Source organism: Mycobacterium novum, assembly GCF_010726505.1.
GTDB lineage: Bacteria > Actinomycetota > Actinomycetes > Mycobacteriales > Mycobacteriaceae > Mycobacterium > Mycobacterium algericum.
In genome coordinates this window covers 3626956-3650459 of the sequence record NZ_AP022562.1, presented here as the reverse complement: position 1 = coordinate 3650459, position 23504 = coordinate 3626956, and the positions used below count along the sequence as shown (strand labels likewise).

The window sequence follows — 23504 nt, the reverse complement described above, 5'->3', positions numbered from 1 at the left end:
ATATGTCAATATGTTTGATATGGGTGACGTGAACGAGGCTCCGCTGGGTTATCTGCTCTACCGGGTCAGCTCGGCGCTGCGGCCCCAGGTGTCCGCGGTGCTCGGACCGTTGGGGCTGACGTTGCCCGAATTCGTCTGCATGCGAGTACTTTCCGTGCGGCCGGGACTCTCCAGCGCCGAATTGGCTCGTCATACCAGCGTCACACCACAAGCCATGAACACCGTGCTGCACCGGCTGCAGAACCGGGGCGCGGTGAGCCGGCCGCAATCGGTGCCGTCCGGGCGGGCGCTGCCCGCGACACTGACCGACGCCGGCCGGGAGTTGCTGACCCGGGCCGAGGACGCGGTGCGGGTCGCCGACGGCCGGGTGCTGGCCGCGCTGAGCCCGACCGAACAACAGCGGTTCAGGCAGATGCTGGAGCGCATCGGCGCGGAGTGACGCTAGGTTGATGGCGGCGACCCGCTTCGCCCGGCTTCGCCGCGCTCGCGATCGCCGCTATCCCCGGCCGGTGATGGTGGGCCAGGGCTGCGCCGCCTCCAGTTCGTAGGCCAATTCCAGCAACCGGGCGTCCTGGCCGAGGTGGGCGCTGAACATCATGCCCACCGGCAGTCCGGCCGCGGATTCGGCCAGCGGCAACGAGATTGCCGGATCACCGGTGACGTTCTGCAGTGGGGTGAACGCCACCCAGTCCATCAGCCGGTCGATGACCTGCTCGTAGCCGGCGGTGGGGTCCAGGTGGCCGACACGCGGCGTCTCGTGGGCCAGTGTCGGGGTGAGCGCGACGTCGTAGTCGCGGAACATCCGCGCGGTGTGGCGACGCACGCTCGCCAACCGGGCGATCGCCAGCGGCAATCTGTGCAGGCGCCGGGTGGCGTGGCGATCCAGCCCCAGCGTCAGGCTGTCCAGCCGGCTGCGATCGAAGCTCGGCCCGAACATCCGCCGCCCGCCGCGCACCAACGCCGTCGCCAAAAAGGCCCAGTAGAGCAGGAAGTCGTCGGCGAAGTGTGCCGGCACCGGCGGCCGGTCGAGGTAGTCGACGTGATGGCCGAGTTCCTCGAGCAATGCGGCGGTCTTGCACGTCAGCTCACGCATCTCGGTGGAGGTCTCGCGCGCGATCGACTGAGTGATGACCGCGATCCTGAGCCGCTCGGCGCCCGGCGACTTGACGTCACCGACCGGTGGGAGCTTGCGGTTGCGCCAGATCCGTTCGGCTTCGGCGTAGAAGGCCGCCGTATCACGCACCGAGCGGGTGACCACCCCGTTGTAGACGATGCGCAGCGGCATGGCGCGCATATCCCGGTCCAGCGGCAACCGGCCCCGCGATGGTTTGAGGCCGATCAGCCCGTTGCACGCCGCCGGGATCCGGATGGAGCCGCCGCCGTCGTTGGCGTGCGCGATCGGCACGACCCCCGCGGCGACGAACGCCGCCGAGCCCGACGACGACGCCGCCGCGGTGTGATCGGTGTTCCACGGGTTGCGTACCGCACCCAGCCGCGGATGCTCGGCGGCCGCGCTGAACCCGAACTCGGACAGCTGGGTCTTGCCCAGCGCGATGAGGCCGGTGGCCAGGTACAGCCGGGCGAAATCGCCGTCGGCGGTCGCGGCGCGCGGCTGCCATGCGTCGGTGCCCTGCATCGTCGGCATCCCGGCGACGTCGACGTTGTCCTTGACGAACGTCGGGACACCCGCGAAGTAGCCCCCGCGGGGTGCCGTCGACTCGGCCCGGGCGCGGTCGAACGCCTGGTAGGCCAGCGCGTTCAGCTGCGGGTTGACCGCCTCGGTGCGCGCGATGGCGGCGTCGACGAGCTCGGCGGGCGACACGTCGCCCGATCGGATCCGCTCAACCAGACCGACCGCGTCACAGTCGCCGAGCGCGTCGTCGCCGAAAGCATGGACGTGTTGCATGTAAAGACGCTAGCAAGCGCGGCGATCGCAAGCGCGGCGGAGCCGGGCGCGGCGGGTCGCCGCCGACGGCCCCGCCGCAACCGCCCTAGGCTTGGCCGACCTCGAACCGCGCGAACCGGGTCACGGTCACGCCCGCCTCGTCGAGCAGCGCCTTCACGGTCTTCTTCGAATCCGACACCGACGACTGCTCCAACAGCACGACGTCCTTGAAGAAACCGGTGACCCGGCCCTCGACGATCTTGGGCAGGGCGGCCTCGGGCTTGCCCTCCTCCTTGGCGGTCTCCTCGGCGATGCGCCGCTCGTTGGCCACCAGCTCGGCGGGCACATCGTCGCGGCTCAGGTACTTGGCCTTGAGCGCGGCGATCTGCAGCGCCACCGCGTGGGCCGCGTCTGCGCCATTCGCGTCCGTACCGGACTCGTACTCCACCAGGACACCCACGGCCGGCGGCAGGTCGGAGGCCCGCTTGTGCAGGTAGGTCTCCACGGTGCCGTCGAAGTAGGCGACCCGGCGCAGCTCCAGCTTCTCGCCGATCTTGGCGGACAGCGCCTCGACGGCCTCCCCGACGGTGCGGTCTCCGATCTTGGCGCCCTTGAGCTCCTCGACGTCGGAGGTCTTGGCCGCCGCGGCGGCGGTGACGACCTCGTCGGCGAGCGCCTTGAACTCGTCGTTCTTGGCGACGAAGTCGGTCTCGGAGTTCAGCTCGATCAGCGCGCCGCCCTTGGCGGCGACCAGCCCTTCGGCGGTGGCGCGCTCGGCGCGCTTGCCGACGTCCTTGGCGCCCTTGATCCGCAGCAACTCGACGGACTTGTCGAAGTCGCCGTCACTCTCGGCCAGCGCGTTCTTGCAGTCCATCATGCCTGCGCCGGTGAGTTCCCGAAGCCGCTTGACGTCGGCAGCGGTGTAGTTCGCCACTGTTGTGTGCCTTTCCTACGATGCGTCGGTGGTGGTGGTGTCGGTAGCGGCGGGCGCCTCGGGGGCCGAGGTGGTGGCCGTCGTTGTCGCCGAAGCCAGCAACTCCTGCTCCCACTCGGCCAGCGGCTCGACCGCTTCGGCTTCCGCCTTGCCCTCGCCGTTACCCTGACCGGCACGGGCCTGCAAGCCCTCGGCCACCGCGGAGGCGATCACCTTGGTCAGCAGCGCCGCCGAGCGGATCGCGTCGTCATTGCCCGGGATCGGGTAGTCGACCAGGTCGGGGTCGCAGTTGGTGTCCAGGATCGCGATGACCGGGATGCCCAGCTTGCGGGCCTCGCCGACGGCGATGTGCTCCTTGTTGGTGTCGACGACCCAGACGGCCGACGGCACCTTGGCCATGTCGCGGATACCGCCGAGGCTGCGCTCCAGCTTGTTCTTCTCGCGGGTCAGCATCAAGATTTCCTTCTTGGTGCGTCCCTCGAAGCCGCCGGTCTGCTCCATGGCCTCGAGCTCCTTGAGGCGCTGCAGTCGCTTGTGCACGGTGGAGAAGTTGGTGAGCATGCCGCCTAGCCAGCGCTGGTTGACATACGGCATCCCGACCCGGGTGGCCTCGGCCGCGACCGACTCCTGCGCCTGCTTCTTGGTTCCGACGAACATGATGGAACCGCCGTGGGCGACGGTCTCCTTGACGAACTCGTACGCCTTGTCGATGAAGGTCAGCGTCTGCTGCAGGTCGATGATGTAGATGCCGTTGCGGTCGGTGAAGATGAACCGCTTCATCTTGGGGTTCCAGCGACGGGTCTGATGCCCGAAGTGGGTGCCGCTGTCGAGCAGCTGCTTCATGGTTACAACAGCCATGGTTGGCCATATCCTTTTTTGTCGGTTGCCGCCCGGCGTCGGGTGAGGCCGGGCCCTGGTGCCTGCTGAGATGCCGAACCCCGCTCGGGGACCGTCGACATCCGGTTGTGCCGCAGACACGCGAAGTCAGCTCGCATACGCGAACTGCGCAAATGAGTTTACACGCTCCCAACAGGTGCTTTGTCCACAGCGGTGACTGGTCGGTTTCGGCTCCGCCAGGGTGAACTGGCCCGGTGCGGTTCACGGCGTTGTTCCTGGTCGCGAGCGTGCTGGCGGCCGCTCCGGCGCACGCCGAGAGGTTCCGGCTGGACTGGCCGCTGCGCCCGCGCCCGGCTGTGGTGCGCGGATTCGACGCGCCGCGCCCCGATTGGCAGCGCGGGCATCGGGGGGTGGATCTGGCCGGTGCCGGGGGCCGGCCGGTGTATGCGGCGGGAGTGGCGACGGTGATCTTCGCCGGGCGGGCCGGCGGGGTCCCGGTGGTATCGCTGGCGCATCCCGGTGGTCTGCGGACCAGCTACGAACCGGTGGCCGCGACGGTGCGCGCCGGGCAGCAGGTGGCCGCGGGTTCGGTGATCGGCACGCTGGAGCCGGGGCATCCGGGGTGTCCGGCGCCGGCGTGCCTGCACTGGGGTGCGATGTGGGGTCCGGCGTCGCGAGCCGACTATGTCGATCCGCTGGGGCTGCTGGTGGGCACGCCGATCCGGCTCAAACCGGTGCGGCCGGGCTGAGCTCACATGCGGGACAGGAACTGTGTCATCGCGGCCAGCACCTCGGCGGGGCGCTCTCGCTGCACCCAGTGGCCTGCACCCGCCAGGACCGACAGCGAGGCGTCCGGGATCAGCTGGGCGGCGGCGCGGGCGCGGGCCACCGGGACCCCGGTGTCCTTGTCGCCGTGAATGATCAGGGCCGGGCACCGCAGCGACGGCAGTCTCGCGGTGTAGTCGGTTTTGAGTCGGTTCCACCGCACCTCGTCGCGCTGCCATTGTTCGAACACGCCGGAGTCCTGCTCGACCGCCGCGGTGATCTCCGCCATCAGTTCGGGGGTGCGGCGGGCGGGGTCGCGGATCAGCGCGGTCTTGACACTCCAGGCCAGCAGGGCGGGGCTGCGGGCCGTCCAACGGCCCACCAGAGCGAGCGCTCCGCTGCGCAGCATCGCCCAGGTCACCGCCTGCCGTAGGCCGGCCAGGGCCCCGTCCGAGGCTCGCGGCATCAGGCCGTAGCTGCCCAGCAGCATCACCCCCGCCGTCCGTTCAGGCCGTTGCAGGACATGGCCGAGGGCCATCCCACCGCCCAGCGAAAGCCCCCCGATGACATAACGGTCGAGGGCCAGCGCGTCGACGAACCGCCCGACGTAGCTGACCAGCCGTTGCTGGGTCAGCGGCCACGGCGCGGGCGGGCTGTGCCCGAAACCGGGATGATCCGGTGCGATGACCCGGTTGCCGGCGGCGGCCAGCCGGGGGCCGATCTCGCCCCAGGACAACGTGGCGCTGTCCACCCCGCCGCCGTGCAGCAGCACCACGGCTCGAACCGCGTCGTCGGGACGAAAGTCGAGGTAGGAGACCGGTCCCGACGGCAGTTCGAGGGTCGCTCGCACCGTCACGCCCGCGGATGGGCCAGATCGTGCACCGCGCGCAGCCGGGCGACCGTGACGTGGGTGTAGAGCTGCGTGGTGGCCAGGCTGGAGTGGCCGAGCAGTTCCTGCACGATGCGCAGATCCGCGCCGCCCTCCAACAGATGGGTGGCCGCGGTGTGGCGCAGCCCGTGCGGCCCCATGTCGGGGGCGCCACCGACCGCCGCGACGGTCTGGTGCACCACGGTGCGGGCCTGCCGCGGGTCCAGCCGACCACCGCGGGCTCCGAGCAGCAAGGCCGGGCCGGACTCCGCCGTCGCCAGCAGTGGGCGCCCCTGGACCAGCCAGGTCTGCAACGCCTCGGCGGCCGGCTCGCCGAAGGGCACCGTCCGCTGCTTGTTGCCCTTGCCGAGTACCCGCAGCAGCCGCCGAGAGACGTCCACGTCGTCGACGTCGAGCCCACATAGTTCGCTGACCCGCACCGCGGTGGCGTAAAGCATCTCGGCGATCAGCCGATCCCGCAACGCAATCGGATCATTTTGCTCTGCACCGGATTTCGCGGCGAGCATGACGTCGTGCGCCTGGTCTTCACGCAGCACCGCGGGCAGTGTCCGGCGGGCCTTGGGCAGGGCGAGACGCGCCCCGGGGTCCGATGCCAGCAGGCCGCGGCGAGCCGCCCAGGCAGTGAAGGTCTTGACCGTCGAGGTGCGCCGTGCCAACGTGCTGCGGGCCGCGCCGGCGCTGGCCTGTTCGGCCAGCCAGCTGCGCAACAGCGGCAGGCTCAGGCCGTCGATGCCGCTGTGCCCCCGCTCGGCGAGAAACGCGAACAGCGACCGCAGGTCGCCCAGATACGCCCGCCGGGTGTGTTCGGACCGCCCTCGTTCCAGCGCCAGATGCTCGTCGAACTCCTCGAGAATCGCGTCCACCGGCTTACGGTCGCAGAGGCCGGTCATCGGCTCAGGTGACGCGCCGCAGCGTGTCCGGGGTGAGATCAAGCCGTGATGGATAGCCGTCGACCGCCATGATCAGGTCGGCTTCGGCCAGCAGCGAACGCAGGACGTGCACGATCCCGTCGACTCCGCCCAGCGCCAGCCCGTAGGCATATGGCCGGCCGATTCCCACCGCGGTCGCGCCCAGCGCCAGGGCCTTGATGATGTCGGCGCCGGTACGGACGCCCGAGTCGAACAGCACCGGAAGCCCGTCGGCGGCCGCCACCACATCGGGCAGGCAGTCCAGCGCCGGCAACCCGCCGTTGGCCTGGCGCCCGCCGTGGGTGGAGCAATAGATGCCGTCGACCCCGCCGTCTTTGGCGCGCCGGACGTCGTCGGGATGACAGATCCCCTTGACGATCAGCGGCAGGTCGGTCAGCGACCGCAGCCAGCCCAGGTCGTCCCAGGTCAGCGGATTACCAAAGGTTTGCACCCAGGACAGCACTGCGGCCTGCGGATTCTCCTCGGGCGGCTGGGCCAGCCCGGCCCGGAACACGGGGTCGGAGAAGTAGTTGGACAGGCAGTGCCCACGCAGCTGGGGGAAGTTCGACGTCGCCAGGTCTCGGGGACGCCAGCCCGGAACCCAGGTGTCCAGCGTGACGACGATCGCCCGGTAGCCGGCCGCCTCCGCACGGCGCACCAGGCTGGCGGCCAGTTCCCGGTTCTTGGGGGTGTAGAGCTGGAAGAACCCCGGCGTGTCACCGAACTCGGCGGCGACGTCCTCCAGGGGGTCGGCGGTGAGGGTGGACACCATCAGCGGGACGCCGGTGGCTGCCGCGGCCCGGGCGCTCGCCAGGTCGCCGTGGCCGTCTTGGGCGCAGATCCCGATGACGCCAATGGGGGCCATGAAGACCGGCGAGGGCAGCCGCAACCCGAACAGCTCGATCGACAGGTCACGTTCGGTGGCGCCGACGAACATCCGCGGGATGAGCCCCCAACCGTCGAAGGCCGTGACATTGGCCCGCTGGGTACGTTCGTCGCCGGCACCGCCGGCCACATAGGACCACACCGACGGCGAAAGCGCGGCCGCCGCTTTGGCCTCCAACTCGCTGTAGGTCATCGGCAGCGCGGGCACCACCCCGGCCAGACCCTGCAGGTAGATCTCGAACTGGTAGTCGCCGAATGCCATGCCGCTAGTCTGCCGCAGCCTCGGCCGCCTCTTTACGTGCGAGCTCTTTCTTCCACTGCCGGAACGTCTCTTCGGTGCGCCCACGCCGCCAGTAGCCCGAGATCGACGCCCACTTGGCCGCCACACCGCGCTCTTTTCTGATGTAGGGCCGCAGGTTGTGCATGACGGCCTGGGCCTCGCCGTGGATGAACACCTGAACCTGGCCCGGCAGCCATAGCGTGGTGGTGACAGCCTCGACCAACGGGGCCTTGTCGCCCGCTCGGTCCTGGCCGACCAGATCGGCGCGGCCACCGCGGTGCAGCCAATTCAGCTGCACACCTGACGGCGCGGCGAGTGCCATTTCGTCCTCCGGGCCGGCGACCTCGATGAAAGCCTTGCCGACCGCGTCGGCCGGCAGCGCCTCCAGGGCCGCCGAGATCGCCGGCAGCGCGCTCTCGTCACCGGCCAACAGGTGCCAGTCGGCCGCAGGGTCGGGCGCATAGGCGCCGTTGGGCCCCATCAGATAGACCGGCTGACCGGGCTGCGCGGCGGTGGCCCACGGACCGACGACGCCGTGATCGCCGTGCACCGAGACATCGATGGTGATCTCGCGGGCGACCGGATCGGCGCGCCGCACCGTCAGGGTGCGGATCACCGGCCGATCCTCTTCCGGCAGGGCGTCGAAACTGTCCAGTGTCAACGGCTGCGGTAGTGCGGCGACGTCGAGGTCGTAGCGCACAAAGACGACCTTGACGTAGGAGTCGGTGAATTCGCTCGGGCGGAACGTGTCGTATCCGGTACCACCCAAGACCACCCGCGTCATGTGCTCCGAGAGCTGTTCGGTGCGGACCACCGCGAAGGTGTGAACCGGTCGTCCCGCCACGTTGCCTCCCCGTTTCGGCTGTTCCCGCCGACTATACGAGCTACCGGCTGCGCCGCACTATTGCCCAACTGCCGTCGCGACGCTCGACCAGACCCGCCACCTCCAGCATCGCCAACGGCCCGAACACCTGCGCAGGGGCCAGCCCGGATGCGATCGCGACCTGATCGACGGTCGCCACACCGCGGCCCGGCAGGGCTTCGTAGACCTGACGTCCGGCGGCGCTGAGTCCGTCCAGGGGAGTCACCGGATGTGGCGGGACGTCGGCCAGCTCCCCCACCCGCCCGGCCAATTCGACCACCTCGTCGGGTCGGGTGACCAGTTCGGCGCCGGCGCGCAGCAAGACATGACAGCCAGCCGACGCCGCACTGGTGATCGGCCCGGGTACCGCGGCCACCGGGCGGCCCAGCAGCCGCGCCCACGCCGCGGTGTTGGCCGCGCCGCTGCGAACTCCGGCCTCGACCACGACGGTGGCACCGGCCAGCGCCGCCACCAACCGGTTGCGGGTCAGAAACCGGTGCCGAACCGGACGGACCCCGGGCGGATACTCGGTGACCAGCAGTCCGTTGCCGCCGATGCGGTGCAGCAGCGCGGAATGGCCTGCCGGATAACTGATGTCTATGCCGCCGGCCAACACCGCCACCGTGGTGCCGTCTGCGGCGAGCGTGGCGCGGTGAGCCGCACCGTCGATCCCGTAGGCGCCGCCGGAGACCACCGCCATGTCACGTTCGACCAGCCCGGCGGCCAAGTCCGCGGCCACCAGCTCGCCGTAGGCGGTCGCGGCCCGGGTGCCGACGATCGCGGTGGCGCGTTCGGCGATCTCATCCAGACGCGCCGGACCCACCGCCCACAACACCAGCGGTGCGCGGCAATCCGGCTTTCGCGCGGCCGCGGCGCCGCCGAACGCGGCGAACGCCAGCAGCGGCCATTCGTCGTCATCAGGTGTGACCAGCCGGCCACCGCGGCGTGCCACTAACTCCAGATCCTCAGCGGCAGAGTCGATCTCGCGCCTAGCCTCGGTATACTTGGCCAGTTCCGGTTCGACGTCGCCGCACCGGATGCGTTTCGCCGCCTCGACCGGGCCGGCCCGCGCGACCAATGCGGCCAGCTCCGGGCGCGGCGGTTCGGCGACTCGGGACAGATACGCCCAGGCCCGCAGGGTGGCCTCATCGGCGCTCACCGGGCCGCCCCCGGCTGACGAAAGCTCAGGGCCGCGGCGACCTCGTCGAGGCCGGGCGAGTTCCGGCCCGCCAGGTCACTCAACGTCCAGGCCACCCGCAACGTGCGGTTGGCGCCGCGGATCGAGAGCAGGCCGCGGTCCAGCGCGGTGCGCAGCGGGGCCATCGCCGCGCCGGAGAGCCGAAACTTGCGGCGTAGCAACGCGCCGCTGACCTCGGCGTTGGTGTGAAAGCCGTGCGGCCCCCAGCGTGTCGCCGCCGCGGCACGCGCGCCTGCCACCCGTGCACGCACCGCGGCCGTCGATTCGCCGTCGGCGGCGGAGAACGCGCCGGCGCGCACCGGATGCATCTCCACCCGTAGGTCCACCCGGTCCAACAGCGGCCCGGACAGCCGGCCGAGGTAGCGCCGCTTCTCCATCGACTTGCAAGTGCAGTCGCGCGGGTCGGCCGGTGCACACGGGCAGGGGTTGGCCGCCATGACCAGCTGGAAGCGGGCCGGGTAGCAGGCCACCCCGTCACGGCGGGCCAGCCGGATCTCGCCGTCCTCCAACGGTGTGCGTAACGCTTCCAGGGCGCTGACCCGGATCTCGGCGCACTCGTCGAGGAACAGCACTCCGCGGTGCGCGCGGCTCACCGCGCCCGGCCGGGCCATTCCGGAGCCGCCGCCGACCAGTGCCGCCACGCTGGAGCTGTGGTGCGGTGCGATGAACGGTGGCCGGGTGATCAACGGCGCGCAACCGGATAACAGTCCCGCGACCGAGTGGATCGCGGTGACCTCCAGCGATTCACTTTCGGTCAGCGGCGGCAACAGGCCCGGAAGACGTTGCGCCAACATGGTTTTGCCAACGCCGGGCGGACCGGTCAGGATCAGATGGTGAGATCCAGCCGCAGCCACCTCGACAGCGAACCGGGCTTGGGCCTGGCCGACCACCTCGGCCAGGTCCGCGGCCGGCTCGGCTACCGGAGCTACGGTGGTGATCCGTTCCTGCAGCCGTGCCGAGCCCTCCAGCCAGCCGTGCAGTCGGCGCAGCGTCGCCACCCCGAGGACCTCGATGCCGTCCACCAGGCTGGCTTCGGCGAGATTGTCCACCGGGACCACCGCGCGCGCCCAGCCCTCGTTCTTGGCGGCCAGCACCGCCGGCAGCACCCCGTGCACCGGTCGCACCCGCCCGTCCAGCGCCAGCTCGCCCAGCAGCACCGTCTTCTCCAGCCGGGGCCAGGGCGTGCCACGATCTGCCGAAAGCACCGCGGCGGCCAGCGCCAGGTCGTAGACCGACCCCATCTTCGGCAGCGTCGCCGGCGACAGTGCCAGCGTCAGACGGGATTTCGGCCAGTTCTGTTCGCTGTTGGTGATCGCCGCCCGCACCCGATCCCGCGACTCCTGTAAGGCTGCGTCGGGCAGGCCCACCAGATGCACGCCGGGCAGCCCCGAGGTGATGTCGGCCTCGATCTCCACGATCAGGCCGTCGAGGCCGCGGACCGCGACCGAGAACGCCCGCCCCAGCGTCATCAGACCACTCCCCGCAAGTGGGTGATCTCCGGTGTGCGGCACCGCCCGATCCGGACCCCGATCACATCCACCCGGACTTCAACCCAGTGCGATTGCTGGCCGGCGAGCCACAATCCGGCCAGCCGGCGCACCCGGCGGACTTTCTCCGGGGGTACCGCATACGCCAGCCCGCCGAACCCGTCACCGGTGCGGGTTTTCACCTCGACGAACACCACGGCGCCTGCGGCCGGATCGTCAGCTATTACGTCCAGTTCGCCGTACCGGCACCGCCAGTTGCGGGCCAGGATCGTCCACCCCTGCCCGAGCAGGTGGTCAACGGCCAGCTGTTCCCCAAGCGCCCCGAGCTCGGCGCGCGTCATGGTTGTCATGCCGGTCAGATTCGGTCATCGCACCGACAGCGTCGAGCCGCGCCGCGTCGAAAACGGCTGCGGCCCGGTCAGTTATCCCCAGCGGCGTCTTCATCCACAGCCACCGGAGAGCGGATTAGCCGGATTGTGCGCCCGGCGCCCGCACCACCAGCGGTACGCCGGGGAAGTACGCGGCCATCTCGGTACGCGCACGGCGCAGCGCGGCGGTGCCGTAGCCCTTCTTGCGATGTTCGGGCTGGATCCAGATCCGCACGTTCACCTCGCCGCGGTTGAGGTCGCCGAAGACCATGCCGACCTTCTGCGCACCGTCGATGGCGACGAACAACGCGGCATCCTCATCATCCACCCGGGACAGCGCGGAGCGGATCTCGTCGTCGAGCCCGCCGGCCGGCGCGCCGGACCCGTCGCCGCTGGCGCCGACGTCGGTGGTCCGCAGCTCGAAAATGTCACGATCCGGTTCGCCGGCGAACGGGCGGAGCAGCAGTGTCTCCCCGGAGCTGGCCGGGCGGTCGCCGAGGGTGAAGGTCAGCTCGTTGTTGAGATCGTCGAGTTCGGCGGCGATCCGGTTCCGGGAGTCCTTGGTCAGCTGATCCAACGACATCCCGATCACCGCTTCGCAGCCCGCCGGTGAGGTGCCGAGCAGGTTCGCGATCGCCTGCACCGCAGACGCGCGGTCGTCCGAGTCGACGATCACGTCGAGCACCTCATGGCGCCGTTCCATGGCTTTGAGCAGGGCATCGGTGATCTCCCGGCGGGAGACGGCACGATCGACAGCGGTCATGGTGTCAGCCTAGACCGAAGCCGGGGCCGCCGCATGACCCCGGCGATGCTATTCGGGCAGCCGCAGCTCGGGTTTCTCAACCTCTTCGATGTTGACGTCTTTGAAGGTGACCACGCGTACCTGCTTGACGAACCGCGCCGGCCGGTACATGTCCCACACCCAGGCGTCGGCCAGCCGCAGCTCGAAATACACCTCGCCGTCGGCGTTGCGCGGCACCATCTCGACGCTGTTGGCCAGGTAGAACCGCCGCTCGGTCTCCACGACGTAACTGAACTGGCCCACGATGTCCTTGTATTCGCGGTACAGCGAGAGTTCCATCTCGGTTTCGTACTTCTCGAGATCTTCCGCACTCATCGGGCACTCATCTGCTCAGTCGTCCTTCTGCTCGGTTCGTCCCCATTGTCCCTGTCGCGGCGGCGAGCGCCGCCACGTTGCGCACGTTGATGAACGAGTAGCGGTGCTGGCCACAGGGCCCCAGGGCCGCCAGTGCCGCAGTGTGCGCAGCGGTGGAGTACCCCTTGTGGTCGGCGAAGCCGTAGCCGGGATCGTCCAGCGTCGCCATGTAGCGGTCGCGGCTGACCTTGGCCAGCACGCTCGCCGCGGCGATGCAGGCGGCCGCCCCGTCACCGCCGATCACCGGCAGCGACGGCATCGGCAGCCCCGGCACCCGGAACCCGTCGGAGAGCACGTAACCGGGCCGCAGGGCCAGCCCGGCCACCGCGCGCCGCATGCCCTCGATATTGGCCACGTGCACACCGCGCGCGTCCACGTCGGCCGGCGGGATGAACACCACGTGGTAGGCCAGTGCGTGCCGGCGGATCAGCGGGAACAACTGCTCGCGGGCGTTGGCGGTGAGCCTCTTGGAATCGTCGAGCGCCGCCAGCGCGGCGGGTCTGCCCGGCCCGAGCACACATGCGGCCACCACCAGTGGTCCGGCACAGGCACCGCGGCCCACTTCGTCGACGCCGGCCACCGGCCCCAGCCCACTGCGGTACAGCGCCGACTCCAGGGTGCGCAATCCCGGTGAGCGGCGGATCACGGTGCGCGGCGGCCAGGCCGGGGCCATCGCTACGGGCCCTGCTGCGGGTTGATCGCTTTCACCGGCCCCCACCGCGACGGCGGCCAGGCGATGAACCGGGTCTTGCCGATCACGTTGCTCACCGGCACGGTGCCCGCGTCGAGGTCCTCGCCGGTGCACAGAACCCGGTGCCGCAGATCGGGCTGGACCGCCACGGTGTCGCAGTGCGACCGCGAGTCCGACGAGTGGGTGCGGTTGTCGCCCATCACCCACAGTCGGCCGTCCGGCACGGTCACCGGACCGAACTCATTGCCCAGGCAGGGGTAGACCATCGGGTCGACCATGAGGGTGGCCGGATTCAGGTAGGGCTCGTCGAGCGCCTTGCCGTCGACGGTCAGGCCGGTGTCGTTGCGGCACTGCACCGTCTGACCACCCACCGCAATGACCCGCTTGACCAGATCATTCTCGTCCGGCGGGACGAATCCGATGAACGACAGCGCGTTCTGCACCCAGCGGATCGCGGTGTTGTCCGACCGGATCGACTTGTATCCCACATTCCACGACGGCGGCCCCTTGAAGACGACGACGTCGCCCGGGCGCGGGGCGCTGAACCGGTAGGTGACCTTGTCGACCATGATCCGATCGCCGACGCAGCCGTGGCAGCCGTGCAGCGTCGGCTCCATCGACTCCGACGGGATGAGGTAGGGACGCGCCACGAACGTCAATACGAGGTAGTACAGCACCAGCGCGGTCGCCACCAGGACGGCCGATTCGCGCAGCGTGGTGCGCTTGCGGTCGTCGGGTGCCGCTGCCTCTGCCGCGTCGGCCTCGACGTGGTCGGCCTCGGGCTGGTCGGCCTCGGGAGTGTTCTCGGGTGACGAGCCCGCGGTTTCGGTCACGAGATCAGGGTAGTGACCGCGTCAGCAGTGCCGGAGACCGACCGCAGGCGGTAGCCCGACCGGAGGCACCGGCACGGACGCGCGGGTCAGCGCTTCTCCTTGATCTTGGCCTTCTTGCCGCGCAGTTCACGCAGGTAGTACAGCTTGGCCCGCCGGACGTCACCGCGGACCACGACGTCGATGTGGTCGACGTTGGGCGAGTGCACCGGGAAGGTGCGCTCGACGCCGACGCCGTAGCTCTCCTTGCGGACGGTGAACGTCTCGCGGATGCCGCCACCCTGCCGCCGCAGCACCACGCCCTTGAACACCTGGATGCGCTCCTTGGTGCCCTCGATCACCTTCACGTGCACGTTGACCGTGTCGCCGGGGCCGAAGGCCGGGATGTCGTCGCGCAGCGACGCCTTGTCGACGATGTCCAGCGTGTTCATTGCGGAAACACTTCCTCGCGGGTCGCGGCTGCCGACCGGTCTGCGCGCACGGTGCGCGTGCAGACGGTAACCGAGCCGATGGGTTCGGGCCTGTTGTCGCATCGTGGGTGACCGGGACGCCGGGCCCCACTGCAGAATCAACTGCCGGGCGACAACTGCTCAATTGTGCCAGACGCGGCGCAACCAGCGAAATCGCGCAAATCGCCGCTGGTAGTTACCGCGGGGGCCACCGGACGCGTGATAAGTCTGGTGAGAGGTGGACTGCACGATCTCGTTGCGCACGCGGTAATCTATCCGGCGGGCCGATGGCAGCAGTGTGGCGAGCCCGTAGATGTCGGTTACCCGACTGATACCTGTTGAGGAGGCCAACCCGCCGTGCGGCCATCGATGCTTCTGCTGACTGTCGTCATGGTGATCTCGACGGTGGTATTCGGCTGCGACGAGAAGGTCTACGGCGCCGCCGCGACACGTCCCCCGCAGTACCGAGCGCCTGAAGTGGCACCGGTGGCCACCGCGATCGAAGCACCCCGAGCCCCCGCGATCCCGCCGGTCGCCGTGGTCGACGGCCTGGCGGCCCGCATGCAGGATGCGACGGAGGAAGCGGCCAAGGCCGGTGCCAACATCTCGGTGGCCGTGCTGGACCGGATCTCACATCAACTGGTCACCAACGGCAACACCCACTCCATCGCCACCGCGTCGGTGGCCAAGCTGTTCATCGCCGACGATCTGCTCCACGACGCGGACGGCGCGTTGTCGGCGGACGATCAGGCCGCCCTCGACGTCATGCTGCGGTCCTCCGACGACGGCGCCGCCGAGACGTTCTGGAACCGGCGCGGCGGCAACGCGATCGTCACCCGGGTGGCCGGCCGCTACGGCCTGGCCGGTACCGGACCGCCGTCCAACGGCGCCTGGTGGAACACCATCAGCACCGCACCGGACCTGGCCCGCTACTACGACATGCTGCTCAACGGATCTGGCGGCCTGCCCGCCGACCGGGCCAACATGATCATCAGCGAGCTGGCACAGTCCACCCCGACCGGCATCGACGGCTATCCGCAACGGTTCGGGATCCCCGAGGGCCTGTACAACGAACCGGTGGCGGTCAAGCAGGGCTGGATGTGCTGCATCGGCAATAACTGGATGCACCTGTCAACCGGCGTGGTCGGCGCGGACCGGCGCTACGTGGTGGTGATCGAGTCGCTGCAGCCCAGCGACGACGCCACGGCGCGGGACACCATCACCCAGGCCGTCAAGACCATCTTCCCCGGCGGCCGGATCTAGTCGAGCAGGTCGGGCCGGCGTTCCCTGGTGCGCTGCAGCGCGGCCTCATGCCGCCAGGCCTCGATGCGCGCGTGATCGCCCGAGAGCAGCACCTCGGGCACCTGCAGGCCACGCCAGTCCGGCGGCCGGGTGTAGCTGGGCCCCTCCAAGAGTCCATCGCGATCCGGCGAATGCGAATCATCATGCTGCGAAGCGGGATTCCCCAACACGCCGGGCATCAGCCGCAGCACCGCCTCGAGCATCACCAGCACCGCCGACTCGCCGCCGGCCAGCACATAGTCGCCGATCGAGACCTCTTCGACCCGCATCCGCCGAGCGGCGTCGTCGACGACCCGCTGGTCGATGCCCTCGTAGCGCCCGCAGGCGAACACCAGATGCTGTTCCCGGCTCCACCGCTGCGCGGTGGCCTGGTCGAACAGTGTCCCGGCCGGCGTCGGTATGACGAGAACCGTTTGCTCCGAACAGATCTCGTCGAGCGCATCTCCCCAGACCGGGGCCTTCATCACCATCCCCGGCCCCCCGCCATACGGGGTGTCGTCGACCGAACGGTGCACATCGTGGGTCCAGCGCCGCAGATCGTGAACGGCCAACTCGACCATTCCGGACTCGATCGCCTTGCCCGGCAACGATTGCCGGATCGGGTCCAGGTAGGCCGGGAAGATCGTGACGACGTCGACCCTCACGACGACAGCTCCAGCAGCCCGTCGGGCGGATCGATCCACACCAGCTGCTCGGCCAGCGACACCGAGGTGACGATCGCCGAGACGAACGGCACCAACAGCTCTGCGCCGTCGGTGCGGCGGACCGCCAGCAGCTCTCCGGCCCCGGTGTGCAGCACCTCGGTCACCGTGCCGATATCTTCTCCCGCCTCGGTACGCACCCGCAGACCTTCGAGCTGATGGTCGTAGTAGGTGTCGTCCTCATCGATCGGCGGCAGATCCGCCGAGTCGATCACCAGCAGGCTGCCCCGCAGCGCGTCGGCCGCATCGCGGTCCGACACCCCGGCCAGCCGCACCAGCAGCCGCGAGCCGTGCGGGCGCACCGCGTCGACCACCACATCGCGCGGCTGCTCACCACGCTTCCTGGCGCACAGCACGGCGCCGGGAGTGAATCGCTCGTCCGGGTCGTCGGTACGGACATCGACCACGACCTCGCCGGTGATGCCGTGGGCCTTGACGACGCGGCCGACCGTCAGCTCCATGAGCCGGTCGGCTATCGGTCGGTGTCGACCACGTCCACGCGGATGCCGCGTCCGCCGATACCGGCGACGAGGGTGCGCAACGCAGTGGCGGTGCGACCGCCGCGACCGATCACCTTGCCCAGGTCGTCGGGGTGAACGTGAACCTCGACGGTTCGGCCGCGCCGGTTGGTCACCATGTCCACCCGAACGTCGTCGGGGTTGTCGACGATGCCACGCACCAAGTGCTCGACGGCATCAGCCACCACTGCACTCATCGTCGCGCTCAGCTCTCGGTGGCCGGCTCGGCGGCCTCAGCAGCGGCGGCCTCGGCAGTGGTGTCCTCCGCCGGGGTCTCGGCCTTGGCGTCGTCCTTGGCCTCGCCGGCGTCGTCCTTGGCCTTCTTGCCCTCTGCCGCTTTGGGAGCCTTCTTCTTCTTGGCGGTGGTCGCCTCGGTGGTCGGGCCGCCCTCGGCCTCGGCCAGCGCGGCGTTGAACAGCTCCAGCTTGGACGGCTTAGCCGGCTTGACCTTCAGCTTGCCCTCGGCGCCGGGCAGCCCCTTGAACTTCTGCCAGTCACCGGTGATCTTCAGCAGCTTGAGCACCGGCTCGGTGGGCTGAGCGCCGACCGACAGCCAGTACTGGGCACGCTCCGAGTCGATCTCGATCAGGCTCGGCTCTTCCTTGGGGTGGTAGCGGCCGATGACCTCGATGGAACGGCCGTCCCGGCGAGTCCGCGCGTCGGCGACCGAGATGCGGTACTGCGGATTGCGGATCTTGCCGAGCCGGGTGAGCTTGATCTTGACAGCCATGAGATAACTCCTTGGTAGCACGCTGCAATTCAGCGACGGGGGCGGACTTGCCCCCATCCGGTTTTGCCTCGCGTGTGCGCCGCGTGACCGCACGCCCCTCTCGGGGCACAGTCGCGCGCCGGACAGCCGCCCATTGTGCCAGAACCGGCCCGGTCAGCAGAAATCGCCTCAGGGCAGCTTCTCGAAGCACTTGGTCTCGACCCGGCGGGTCATCCGCCAACCGTCGGGGCTGCGGATGAACTCGTCGTGGTACCACAACCCCAGCAGCATGGTGGCCGGTGTTTCGCCGCCGAAGACCATCGGGTTGAAGCAGAAGGTGCGCGCGGTGGCCGTGTCACCGTCGACCCGGATCGACGGCAGCCCCAACATGTGTGCGTAGCCGGCGAAATTCGGCAACACCTCCGCCAGCCAGGCCTTCACCTGCGGGTAGTTCCCGTCGATCCCGCCCATCGCGCGGTAGTCGATGTAGGCGTCGTCGGTGAATACCGCGTCGAGGTCATCGAAGTTGCGGGTGTCGATGGCGGTGGAGTAGTCGACCAGCAGCTGCTGGATCTGCCACCGGTCCGATATTTCGGCCTGGCTCAGCATTCCTCGATTCAACACTGCTGCGATGGCGGGCGGTAAGGTAACCGGCCATGCGGAAAATTCTGGCCTGCTGGGCCATGGCCGCGACCGTGCTGGCCCTGCTCGCGACCACCGCGGCGCCCGCCTCCGCCGATGTCGCCCAGCCGCTGGGCTCCGCACCGATTCCGGCCGGCCCGGCGCCGAACTGGCTGATCGCCGACCTGGACTCCGGGGAGGTGCTCGCCGAGCAGAACGGCTACGCCGCCACCCCGCCGGCCAGCACGATCAAGGTGCTGCTCGCGCTGGTGGCCCTCGACGAGCTGAACCTCGACGACACCGTGGTCGCCACCCCGGCCGACACCGCAGTCGAGTGCAACTGCCTGGGCATCAAACCCGGGCGCAGCTACACCGCGCGTCAGCTCCTCGAAGGCCTGCTGCTGGTATCGGGCAACGACGCCGCCAACGCACTCGCGGACATGCTCGGCGGGCCGGAGGCGGCGGTGGCGAAGATGAACGCCAAGGCCGCCGCGGTCGGAGCCGCCGCCACCCACGCCACCACGCCGTCCGGGCTGGACGGCCCCGGCGGTTCCGGCGCGACCACTCCGCACGACCTGGCGGTCATCTTCCGGGCGGCGATGGCCAACCCGGTGTTCGCCGAGATCACCGCGCAGCACGCGGCGATGTTCCCCACCGAGTCCGGCGAGCGCCCGATCGTCAACATGAACGAATTGCTGACCCGCTATCCCGGGGCGTTCGGAGGCAAGACCGGATTCACCGACGCCGCCCGCAAGACCTACGTCGGCGCGGCCGCCCGCGACGGCCGACGGCTGGTGGTGGCGATGATGTACGGGCTGATCCGCGAAGGCGGCCCGACCTACTGGGATCAAGCCGGCGCGCTGCTGGATTGGGGCTTCGCGCAGGGCCCGATGTCGGGCGTCGGCAGCCTCTGAACCCGTCGGAGTATTGCGGCAGATCCGCATGGCGGGTCTCCCGGCTTTCAACCCCCGGTCGCGCACCGTAGTGCCACGCTTAATACACCCGGCCGCCGAGCATCACCAAGTCCGGGCTGCCCAGCACCTCCGGACCGGTGCGCGGGTCCCGGGCGAAGCACAGCAGGTCGGCTGGGGCGCCATGCTCCAGTAGCGGCGCACCCAGCCAGCGCCGGGCGTCCCAGCAGGCCGACCCCAGCGCCTCGGTGGGGCTCAACCCGATCCCGGTCAGGGCGTTCACCTCGTCGCTGATGCGGCCGTGGGCGATCATGCCGCCCGCATCGCTGCCGGCGTAAATCGGGATTCCGGCTTCCCGGGCGGCGCTGAGCCGCTTGCGGGAGGAGGCGTGCAGCGCGCGCATGTGCGCCGCGTAGGTCGGGTACTTGGCCGCTGAATCGGCGATGCCGGGGAAATTGTCGATGTTGATCAGGGTGGGCACCAGGGCGGTGCCGTGGGCCAGCATCAACGTGATGATGTCGTCGGTGATGCCGGTGCCGTGCTCGATGCAGTCGATGCCGGCGTTGATCAGGCCGGGCAGCGCGTCCTCACCGAACACGTGGGCGGTGACCCGGGCGCCGTGGGTGTGCGCGGCCGCGATCGCCTCGGCGAGCACGTCGTCGGACCACAGCGGCGCCAGATCCCCCACCGACCGGTCGATCCAGTCCCCGATCAGTTTCACCCAGCCATCGCCGGCGCGGGCCTGCTCGGCCACCGCCTCAGGCAGCCCGGCCTCATCGTCCACATCGATTGCCAGGCCGGGGATGTAGCGCTTGGATTTCGCCAGGTGCCGCCCGGCACGGATGATGCGCGGCAGGTCGTCGCGGTCGTCGAGGCTGCGGGTGTCGATCGGAACCCCGGGATCACGCAGCAGCAGCACCCCGGCGCGGCGCTCGGTCTCGGCGTAGTCGATCGCCTCGTCGAGCCCGACCGGTCCACCGGTTCCGATACCCAGGTGACAGTGCGCATCGACCAGGCCGGGAATGATCCAACCGTCGGAGAACACGGTTTCGGCCCCGTCGATCGGCTCGAGGCTGACGCGGCCATCGACGATCCAGTACTCGACCGGTTGTTCATCGGGCAGCCCGCGGCCGCGAACGTGGTGGACCAATTACTTCTGCCCCGGGAAGTTGAGCTTGGAAAGGTCGAAATCGGCCAGTCCGGGCGGCAACTCGTTGAGCCCCTCGGGCAGTTGCGACAGGTCGGGGAACCCGGCCGGCATGCCACCGGGCCCGCCGGGACCGAAAAGACCCGGCGCCTTCGGTGGGGTCGGGCCCCGCCTCTTGCCCTTCTTGCCGGCTTTGTTCTTGCTGCCCTTCGCTTTACGGGTGGCGCTCTTGCGCCCCAGCCCGGGCAGGCCCATGCCGCCCATCATCGATGACATCATCTTGCGGGCCTCGAAGAACCGGTCGACGAGCTGGTTGACCTCCGAGACGCTCACGCCGGAGCCGTTGGCGATGCGCAGTCGCCGGGAGGCGTTGATGATCTTCGGGTCGGCGCGCTCGGCGGGGGTCATGCCGCGGATGATCGCCTGCAGCCGGTCCAGTTGGCTGTCGTCGACGGCGGCCAGCGCGTCCTTCATCTGGCCCGCGCCCGGCAGCATGCCCAGCAGGTTGCCGATCGGGCCCATCTTGCGGATCGCCAGCATCTGCTCGAGGAAGTCCTCCAAGGTGAGCTCGCCGGTCCCGATCTTGGCGGCGGCCTCCTCGGCCTTCTGGGCGTCGAAGACCTGCTCGGCCTGCTCGATCAGGCTCAGCACGTCGCCCATGCCCAGAATGCGGCTGGCCATCCGGTCAGGGTGGAAGACGTCGAAGTCCTCCAGCTTCTCCCCGGTGGAAGCGAACAGGATCGGCGCGCCGGTGACTTCACGCACCGACAGCGCCGCACCACCCCGGGCGTCACCGTCGAGCTTGGTCAGCACCACACCGGTGAAACCGACACCCTCGCGGAAGGCGTCGGCGGTGGTGACGGCGTCCTGGCCGATCATCGCGTCCAGCACGAACAGCACTTCGTCGGGCTGCACGGCATCGCGGATGGCGGCGGCCTGGGCCATCATCTCCTCGTCGATGCCGAGGCGACCGGCGGTGTCGACGACGACGACGTCGAAGTGCTTGGCCTTGGCTTCGGCCAGGCCCGCGGCGGCGACGGAGACCGGGTCACCCGGGCCGATCTGTGCCTCGTGCGCATGGGCGGAGGTACCGGGATGCGGCGCGAACACGGCGACCCCGGCGCGTTCGCCGACTACCTGCAGCTGGTTGACCGCCCCCGGACGCTGCAGATCGCAGGCCACCAGCAGCGGGGTGTGGCCCTGGCCCCGCAACCAGGTCGCCAGCTTGCCGGCCAGGGTGGTCTTACCCGCACCCTGCAGACCGGCCAGCATGATGACCGTCGGCGGGGTCTTGGCGAAGGTGAGCGTGCGGGTCTGCCCGCCGAGGATGCCGATGAGCTCCTCGTTGACGATCTTGACGACCTGCTGGGCCGGGTTGAGGGCACCGGAGACCTCCGCGCCCTTGGCCCGGTCCTTGATCCGGCCGATGAACTCCCGCACCACCGGCAGCGATACGTCGGCTTCCAGCAGTGCCAGCCGGATCTCCCGGGCGGTGGCGTCGATGTCGGCGTCGGTGAGACGACCCTTGCTGCGCAGCCCCTGAAGAGCACCGGTCAACCGGTCGGACAGTGATTCGAACACGCAGCCAGCCTAGCTGGCCGGGCTTGAGTCCTTCTGTCACTCCTGCTGCAGGTGGCGCAGGGCCAGGCGCGCCGCGTTGGCGCCGCACATGCCGTGCGCGCCTGGCCCCGGTGGAGTCGCCGCCGAGCAGATATAGGTGCCGGGTATTCCGGTGCTGTACGGCGAGAGTGTGACGCGCGGGCCAAAGGCCAACTGGCGAACGTCTTTTGCGCCGGTCATGATGTCGCCGCCGGCGAAATTCGGGTTGTAGACCGCCATCTCGCTGGTGCTGCGCACGGCCTGACCGACGACGCGGTCACGGAAACCCGGGGCGAACCGCTCGATCTGGGCGATGATCGCCGCGGTGGCGTCCCCGCTGTAGCCGTTGGGCACGTGGGCGTAGGTCCACACCGGGTGCACATTGCCGACAGATCGTTGCGGGTCGGCCAGGTACTGCTGACCGACCAGCACGAACGGCCGCTCGGGCATGCGTCCGGCGTGGACGTCGCGTTCGGTGGCGGCCAGCTCGCGGTGCGTGCCGACCAGGTGCACGGTGCCGGCCAGCCGGGCATCGGCGTTGGTCCAGGGCACCCCGCCCTCGACGGCGAAATCGACTTTGAAGGCACCGGGACCCCGCCGGAACCGCCGGTAGGCGCGAGCCACCCGCCCTGGCAACCGATCGCCGAGGATGTGGGCCACCGCCTCGGGGGCCAGATCGAACAGCGTCACGTCGGCGGGCGGCAGTTGCGATGCCGACTCGACCGGAACCCCGGTTTCGATGATGCCGCCCAGGTCGGTCAGCGCGGCGGCCATCGCATCGGCGATCGCCTGCGATCCCCCCGCGGCCACGGCCCAGCCGTGCCGGTGGCCCGCGGTGAGGATGCCCAGCCCGATCGCCGAGGTCATCGGGTAGTGCAGCGGCCGAAACGCGTGCGCGGCAACACCGATGAACAACGCCCGCGCCTGCGGGGTACGAAACCAGCGGGCCAGCGCCGAGGCGGGCAGTGCCGTGGGGGCACCGAAGCGGGCCAGGGTCAGCGGGTGGTGCGGCAGCCGCAGCAGCGGGCCCATGATGTCCTCGTTGAGCGCATCGAACCGGGCGACCGGACCGTCGAACAGACGTCGCCAGCGGCCGCCGTCTCGGCCCAGGCCGGCCGCGGTCTGCTCGACCGAGCGGTACAGCACTCCGGCGCTGCCGTCGTCGAGCGGATGCGCGCAGTCGATCTGCGGCCAGCGCCACTCCAAGCCGTATCGGGCCGCGTCCAACCCGGACAGAAACGGGGATCCGACCGCCATCGGGTGGATCGCCGAACAATGGTCGTGCAGCAGGCCCGGCATAATCGCCTCGCCGCTGCGGGTGCCCCCGCCGATCTCGTCGGCGGCTTCCACGACGGTGACCGCTACGCCGTGCTGCGCCAGGGTGACGGCGGCGGCCAGTCCGTTGGGTCCGCCGCCCACCACTACTGCCGTGCTCACGCCGAGGCCGCCGACTTCATCACGGTGGCCAACCAGGGTGCGGACATGGTCTCCGGAGCGTACCCAGCGGCGTGCGCCGGAGAACAGGAACGACGGCCGTCGAGGACTTCCGAGGATTCCTCGGTTTAACTAGAA

General features: G+C 69.7%; 27 protein-coding genes. 4 read left to right on the top strand and 23 right to left on the bottom strand.

Going from position 1 to position 23504, the window contains the following annotated elements; all coding sequences use genetic code 11:
* Nucleotides 1-19 precede the first annotated feature (19 nt).
* Nucleotides 20-439, top strand: coding sequence for a MarR family winged helix-turn-helix transcriptional regulator (locus G6N19_RS17095; protein WP_013829538.1), 420 nt, complete (start codon nucleotides 20-22; stop codon nucleotides 437-439).
* 57 nt (nucleotides 440-496) lie between these two features.
* On the opposite strand, the gene G6N19_RS17090 is transcribed toward G6N19_RS17095, so the two are convergent.
* The 3 genes from G6N19_RS17090 to rpsB all read right to left on the bottom strand — a co-directional run bounded on the left by G6N19_RS17090 (nucleotide 497) and on the right by rpsB (nucleotide 3677).
* A complete protein-coding gene (locus G6N19_RS17090; protein ID WP_193465346.1) occupies nucleotides 497-1906 on the bottom strand; it encodes an amidase in 1410 nt (469 codons plus the stop codon).
* Between the two features lie 85 nt (nucleotides 1907-1991).
* Entirely contained in the window at nucleotides 1992-2819 is an 828-nt protein-coding gene (gene tsf, locus G6N19_RS17085; RefSeq protein ID WP_083039969.1) for a translation elongation factor Ts, read from the bottom strand.
* A 15-nt stretch (nucleotides 2820-2834) separates the two neighbouring features.
* Nucleotides 2835-3677, bottom strand: a complete 843-nt coding sequence (gene rpsB / locus G6N19_RS17080) for a 30S ribosomal protein S2 (RefSeq protein ID WP_013829541.1) — start codon at nucleotides 3675-3677, stop codon at nucleotides 2835-2837.
* Between the two features lie 233 nt (nucleotides 3678-3910).
* Between rpsB and G6N19_RS17075 the strand changes: the two genes are divergently transcribed.
* Nucleotides 3911-4405: a M23 family metallopeptidase gene (locus G6N19_RS17075; protein WP_013829542.1), complete on the top strand. Its 495-nt coding sequence runs from the start codon at nucleotides 3911-3913 to the stop codon at nucleotides 4403-4405.
* 2 nt (nucleotides 4406-4407) lie between these two features.
* Here the strand turns inward: G6N19_RS17075 and G6N19_RS17070 are convergent, their stop codons facing one another.
* The 12 genes from G6N19_RS17070 to rplS form a co-directional block, all read right to left on the bottom strand.
* Nucleotides 4408-5277, bottom strand: coding sequence for an alpha/beta fold hydrolase (locus G6N19_RS17070; protein ID WP_013829543.1), 870 nt, complete (start codon nucleotides 5275-5277; stop codon nucleotides 4408-4410).
* On the bottom strand, nucleotides 5274-6173 hold the full coding sequence (locus G6N19_RS17065) for a tyrosine recombinase XerC (protein WP_013829544.1): 900 nt from the start codon (nucleotides 6171-6173) through the stop codon (nucleotides 5274-5276). The genes G6N19_RS17070 and G6N19_RS17065 overlap by 4 nt, the downstream gene beginning before the upstream one ends.
* 31 nt (nucleotides 6174-6204) lie before the next feature.
* Nucleotides 6205-7365, bottom strand: a complete 1161-nt coding sequence (locus G6N19_RS17060; protein ID WP_013829545.1) for an alpha-hydroxy-acid oxidizing protein — start codon at nucleotides 7363-7365, stop codon at nucleotides 6205-6207.
* A gap of 4 nt (nucleotides 7366-7369) precedes the next feature.
* The gene (locus G6N19_RS17055) at nucleotides 7370-8227 is read right to left on the bottom strand and encodes a siderophore-interacting protein (RefSeq protein ID WP_013829546.1); all 858 of its coding nucleotides are present in this window, start codon (nucleotides 8225-8227) and stop codon (nucleotides 7370-7372) included.
* Between the two features lie 40 nt (nucleotides 8228-8267).
* Nucleotides 8268-9404 (bottom strand): DNA-processing protein DprA, encoded by a 1137-nt coding sequence (gene dprA, locus G6N19_RS17050; RefSeq protein ID WP_013829547.1) that lies wholly within the window; start codon nucleotides 9402-9404, stop codon nucleotides 8268-8270.
* Complete coding sequence (locus G6N19_RS17045; protein ID WP_013829548.1) at nucleotides 9401-10912, bottom strand: YifB family Mg chelatase-like AAA ATPase; 1512 nt, start codon at nucleotides 10910-10912, stop codon at nucleotides 9401-9403. Before G6N19_RS17045 ends, dprA begins: the two co-directional genes overlap by 4 nt.
* Nucleotides 10912-11280 carry a YraN family protein gene (locus tag G6N19_RS17040; protein WP_013829549.1) on the bottom strand — a complete coding sequence of 123 codons (369 nt, stop codon included), beginning with the start codon at nucleotides 11278-11280 and terminating at the stop codon, nucleotides 10912-10914. The genes G6N19_RS17045 and G6N19_RS17040 overlap by 1 nt, the downstream gene beginning before the upstream one ends.
* A gap of 115 nt (nucleotides 11281-11395) precedes the next feature.
* Complete coding sequence (locus G6N19_RS17035; RefSeq protein ID WP_193465345.1) at nucleotides 11396-12061, bottom strand: GNAT family N-acetyltransferase; 666 nt, start codon at nucleotides 12059-12061, stop codon at nucleotides 11396-11398.
* 48 nt (nucleotides 12062-12109) lie between these two features.
* Entirely contained in the window at nucleotides 12110-12415 is a 306-nt protein-coding gene (locus G6N19_RS17030) for a DUF2469 domain-containing protein (protein ID WP_012393608.1), read from the bottom strand.
* A 7-nt stretch (nucleotides 12416-12422) separates the two neighbouring features.
* Nucleotides 12423-13127 carry a ribonuclease HII gene (locus tag G6N19_RS17025; RefSeq protein ID WP_013829553.1) on the bottom strand — a complete coding sequence of 235 codons (705 nt, stop codon included), beginning with the start codon at nucleotides 13125-13127 and terminating at the stop codon, nucleotides 12423-12425.
* 2 nt (nucleotides 13128-13129) lie between these two features.
* On the bottom strand, nucleotides 13130-13978 hold the full coding sequence (lepB, locus tag G6N19_RS17020; RefSeq protein ID WP_013829554.1) for a signal peptidase I: 849 nt from the start codon (nucleotides 13976-13978) through the stop codon (nucleotides 13130-13132).
* A gap of 86 nt (nucleotides 13979-14064) precedes the next feature.
* Complete coding sequence (rplS, locus tag G6N19_RS17015) at nucleotides 14065-14406, bottom strand: 50S ribosomal protein L19 (RefSeq protein ID WP_013829555.1); 342 nt, start codon at nucleotides 14404-14406, stop codon at nucleotides 14065-14067.
* Nucleotides 14407-14793: 387 nt separating this feature from the next.
* Between rplS and G6N19_RS17010 the strand changes: the two genes are divergently transcribed.
* The gene (locus tag G6N19_RS17010) at nucleotides 14794-15687 is read left to right on the top strand and encodes a serine hydrolase (protein WP_041319979.1); all 894 of its coding nucleotides are present in this window, start codon (nucleotides 14794-14796) and stop codon (nucleotides 15685-15687) included.
* On the opposite strand, the gene trmD is transcribed toward G6N19_RS17010, so the two are convergent.
* The 5 genes from trmD to G6N19_RS16985 form a co-directional block, all read right to left on the bottom strand.
* Nucleotides 15684-16370, bottom strand: coding sequence for a tRNA (guanosine(37)-N1)-methyltransferase TrmD (gene trmD, locus G6N19_RS17005; protein WP_013829557.1), 687 nt, complete (start codon nucleotides 16368-16370; stop codon nucleotides 15684-15686). The genes G6N19_RS17010 and trmD overlap by 4 nt on opposite strands.
* The gene (gene rimM, locus G6N19_RS17000) at nucleotides 16367-16888 is read right to left on the bottom strand and encodes a ribosome maturation factor RimM (RefSeq protein ID WP_013829558.1); all 522 of its coding nucleotides are present in this window, start codon (nucleotides 16886-16888) and stop codon (nucleotides 16367-16369) included. Before rimM ends, trmD begins: the two co-directional genes overlap by 4 nt.
* A gap of 11 nt (nucleotides 16889-16899) precedes the next feature.
* Nucleotides 16900-17142, bottom strand: coding sequence for an RNA-binding protein (locus G6N19_RS16995; RefSeq protein WP_019736217.1), 243 nt, complete (start codon nucleotides 17140-17142; stop codon nucleotides 16900-16902).
* A gap of 8 nt (nucleotides 17143-17150) precedes the next feature.
* Nucleotides 17151-17675, bottom strand: a complete 525-nt coding sequence (rpsP, locus tag G6N19_RS16990) for a 30S ribosomal protein S16 (RefSeq protein WP_083040051.1) — start codon at nucleotides 17673-17675, stop codon at nucleotides 17151-17153.
* Between the two features lie 168 nt (nucleotides 17676-17843).
* Nucleotides 17844-18263, bottom strand: a complete 420-nt coding sequence (locus G6N19_RS16985) for a nuclear transport factor 2 family protein (protein WP_013829561.1) — start codon at nucleotides 18261-18263, stop codon at nucleotides 17844-17846.
* A gap of 47 nt (nucleotides 18264-18310) precedes the next feature.
* Between G6N19_RS16985 and G6N19_RS16980 the strand changes: the two genes are divergently transcribed.
* Nucleotides 18311-19189 carry a D-alanyl-D-alanine carboxypeptidase family protein gene (locus G6N19_RS16980; RefSeq protein ID WP_013829562.1) on the top strand — a complete coding sequence of 293 codons (879 nt, stop codon included), beginning with the start codon at nucleotides 18311-18313 and terminating at the stop codon, nucleotides 19187-19189.
* A 79-nt stretch (nucleotides 19190-19268) separates the two neighbouring features.
* On the opposite strand, the gene G6N19_RS16975 is transcribed toward G6N19_RS16980, so the two are convergent.
* The 3 genes from G6N19_RS16975 to G6N19_RS16965 are packed head-to-tail and all read right to left on the bottom strand — an operon-like array spanning nucleotide 19269 to nucleotide 23369.
* Complete coding sequence (locus G6N19_RS16975) at nucleotides 19269-20336, bottom strand: amidohydrolase family protein (protein ID WP_013829563.1); 1068 nt, start codon at nucleotides 20334-20336, stop codon at nucleotides 19269-19271.
* Nucleotides 20337-21914: a signal recognition particle protein gene (ffh, locus tag G6N19_RS16970; protein ID WP_193465344.1), complete on the bottom strand. Its 1578-nt coding sequence runs from the start codon at nucleotides 21912-21914 to the stop codon at nucleotides 20337-20339.
* A 36-nt stretch (nucleotides 21915-21950) separates the two neighbouring features.
* On the bottom strand, nucleotides 21951-23369 hold the full coding sequence (locus G6N19_RS16965) for a phytoene desaturase family protein (RefSeq protein WP_193465343.1): 1419 nt from the start codon (nucleotides 23367-23369) through the stop codon (nucleotides 21951-21953).
* Between the last annotated feature and the right edge of the window lie 135 nt (nucleotides 23370-23504).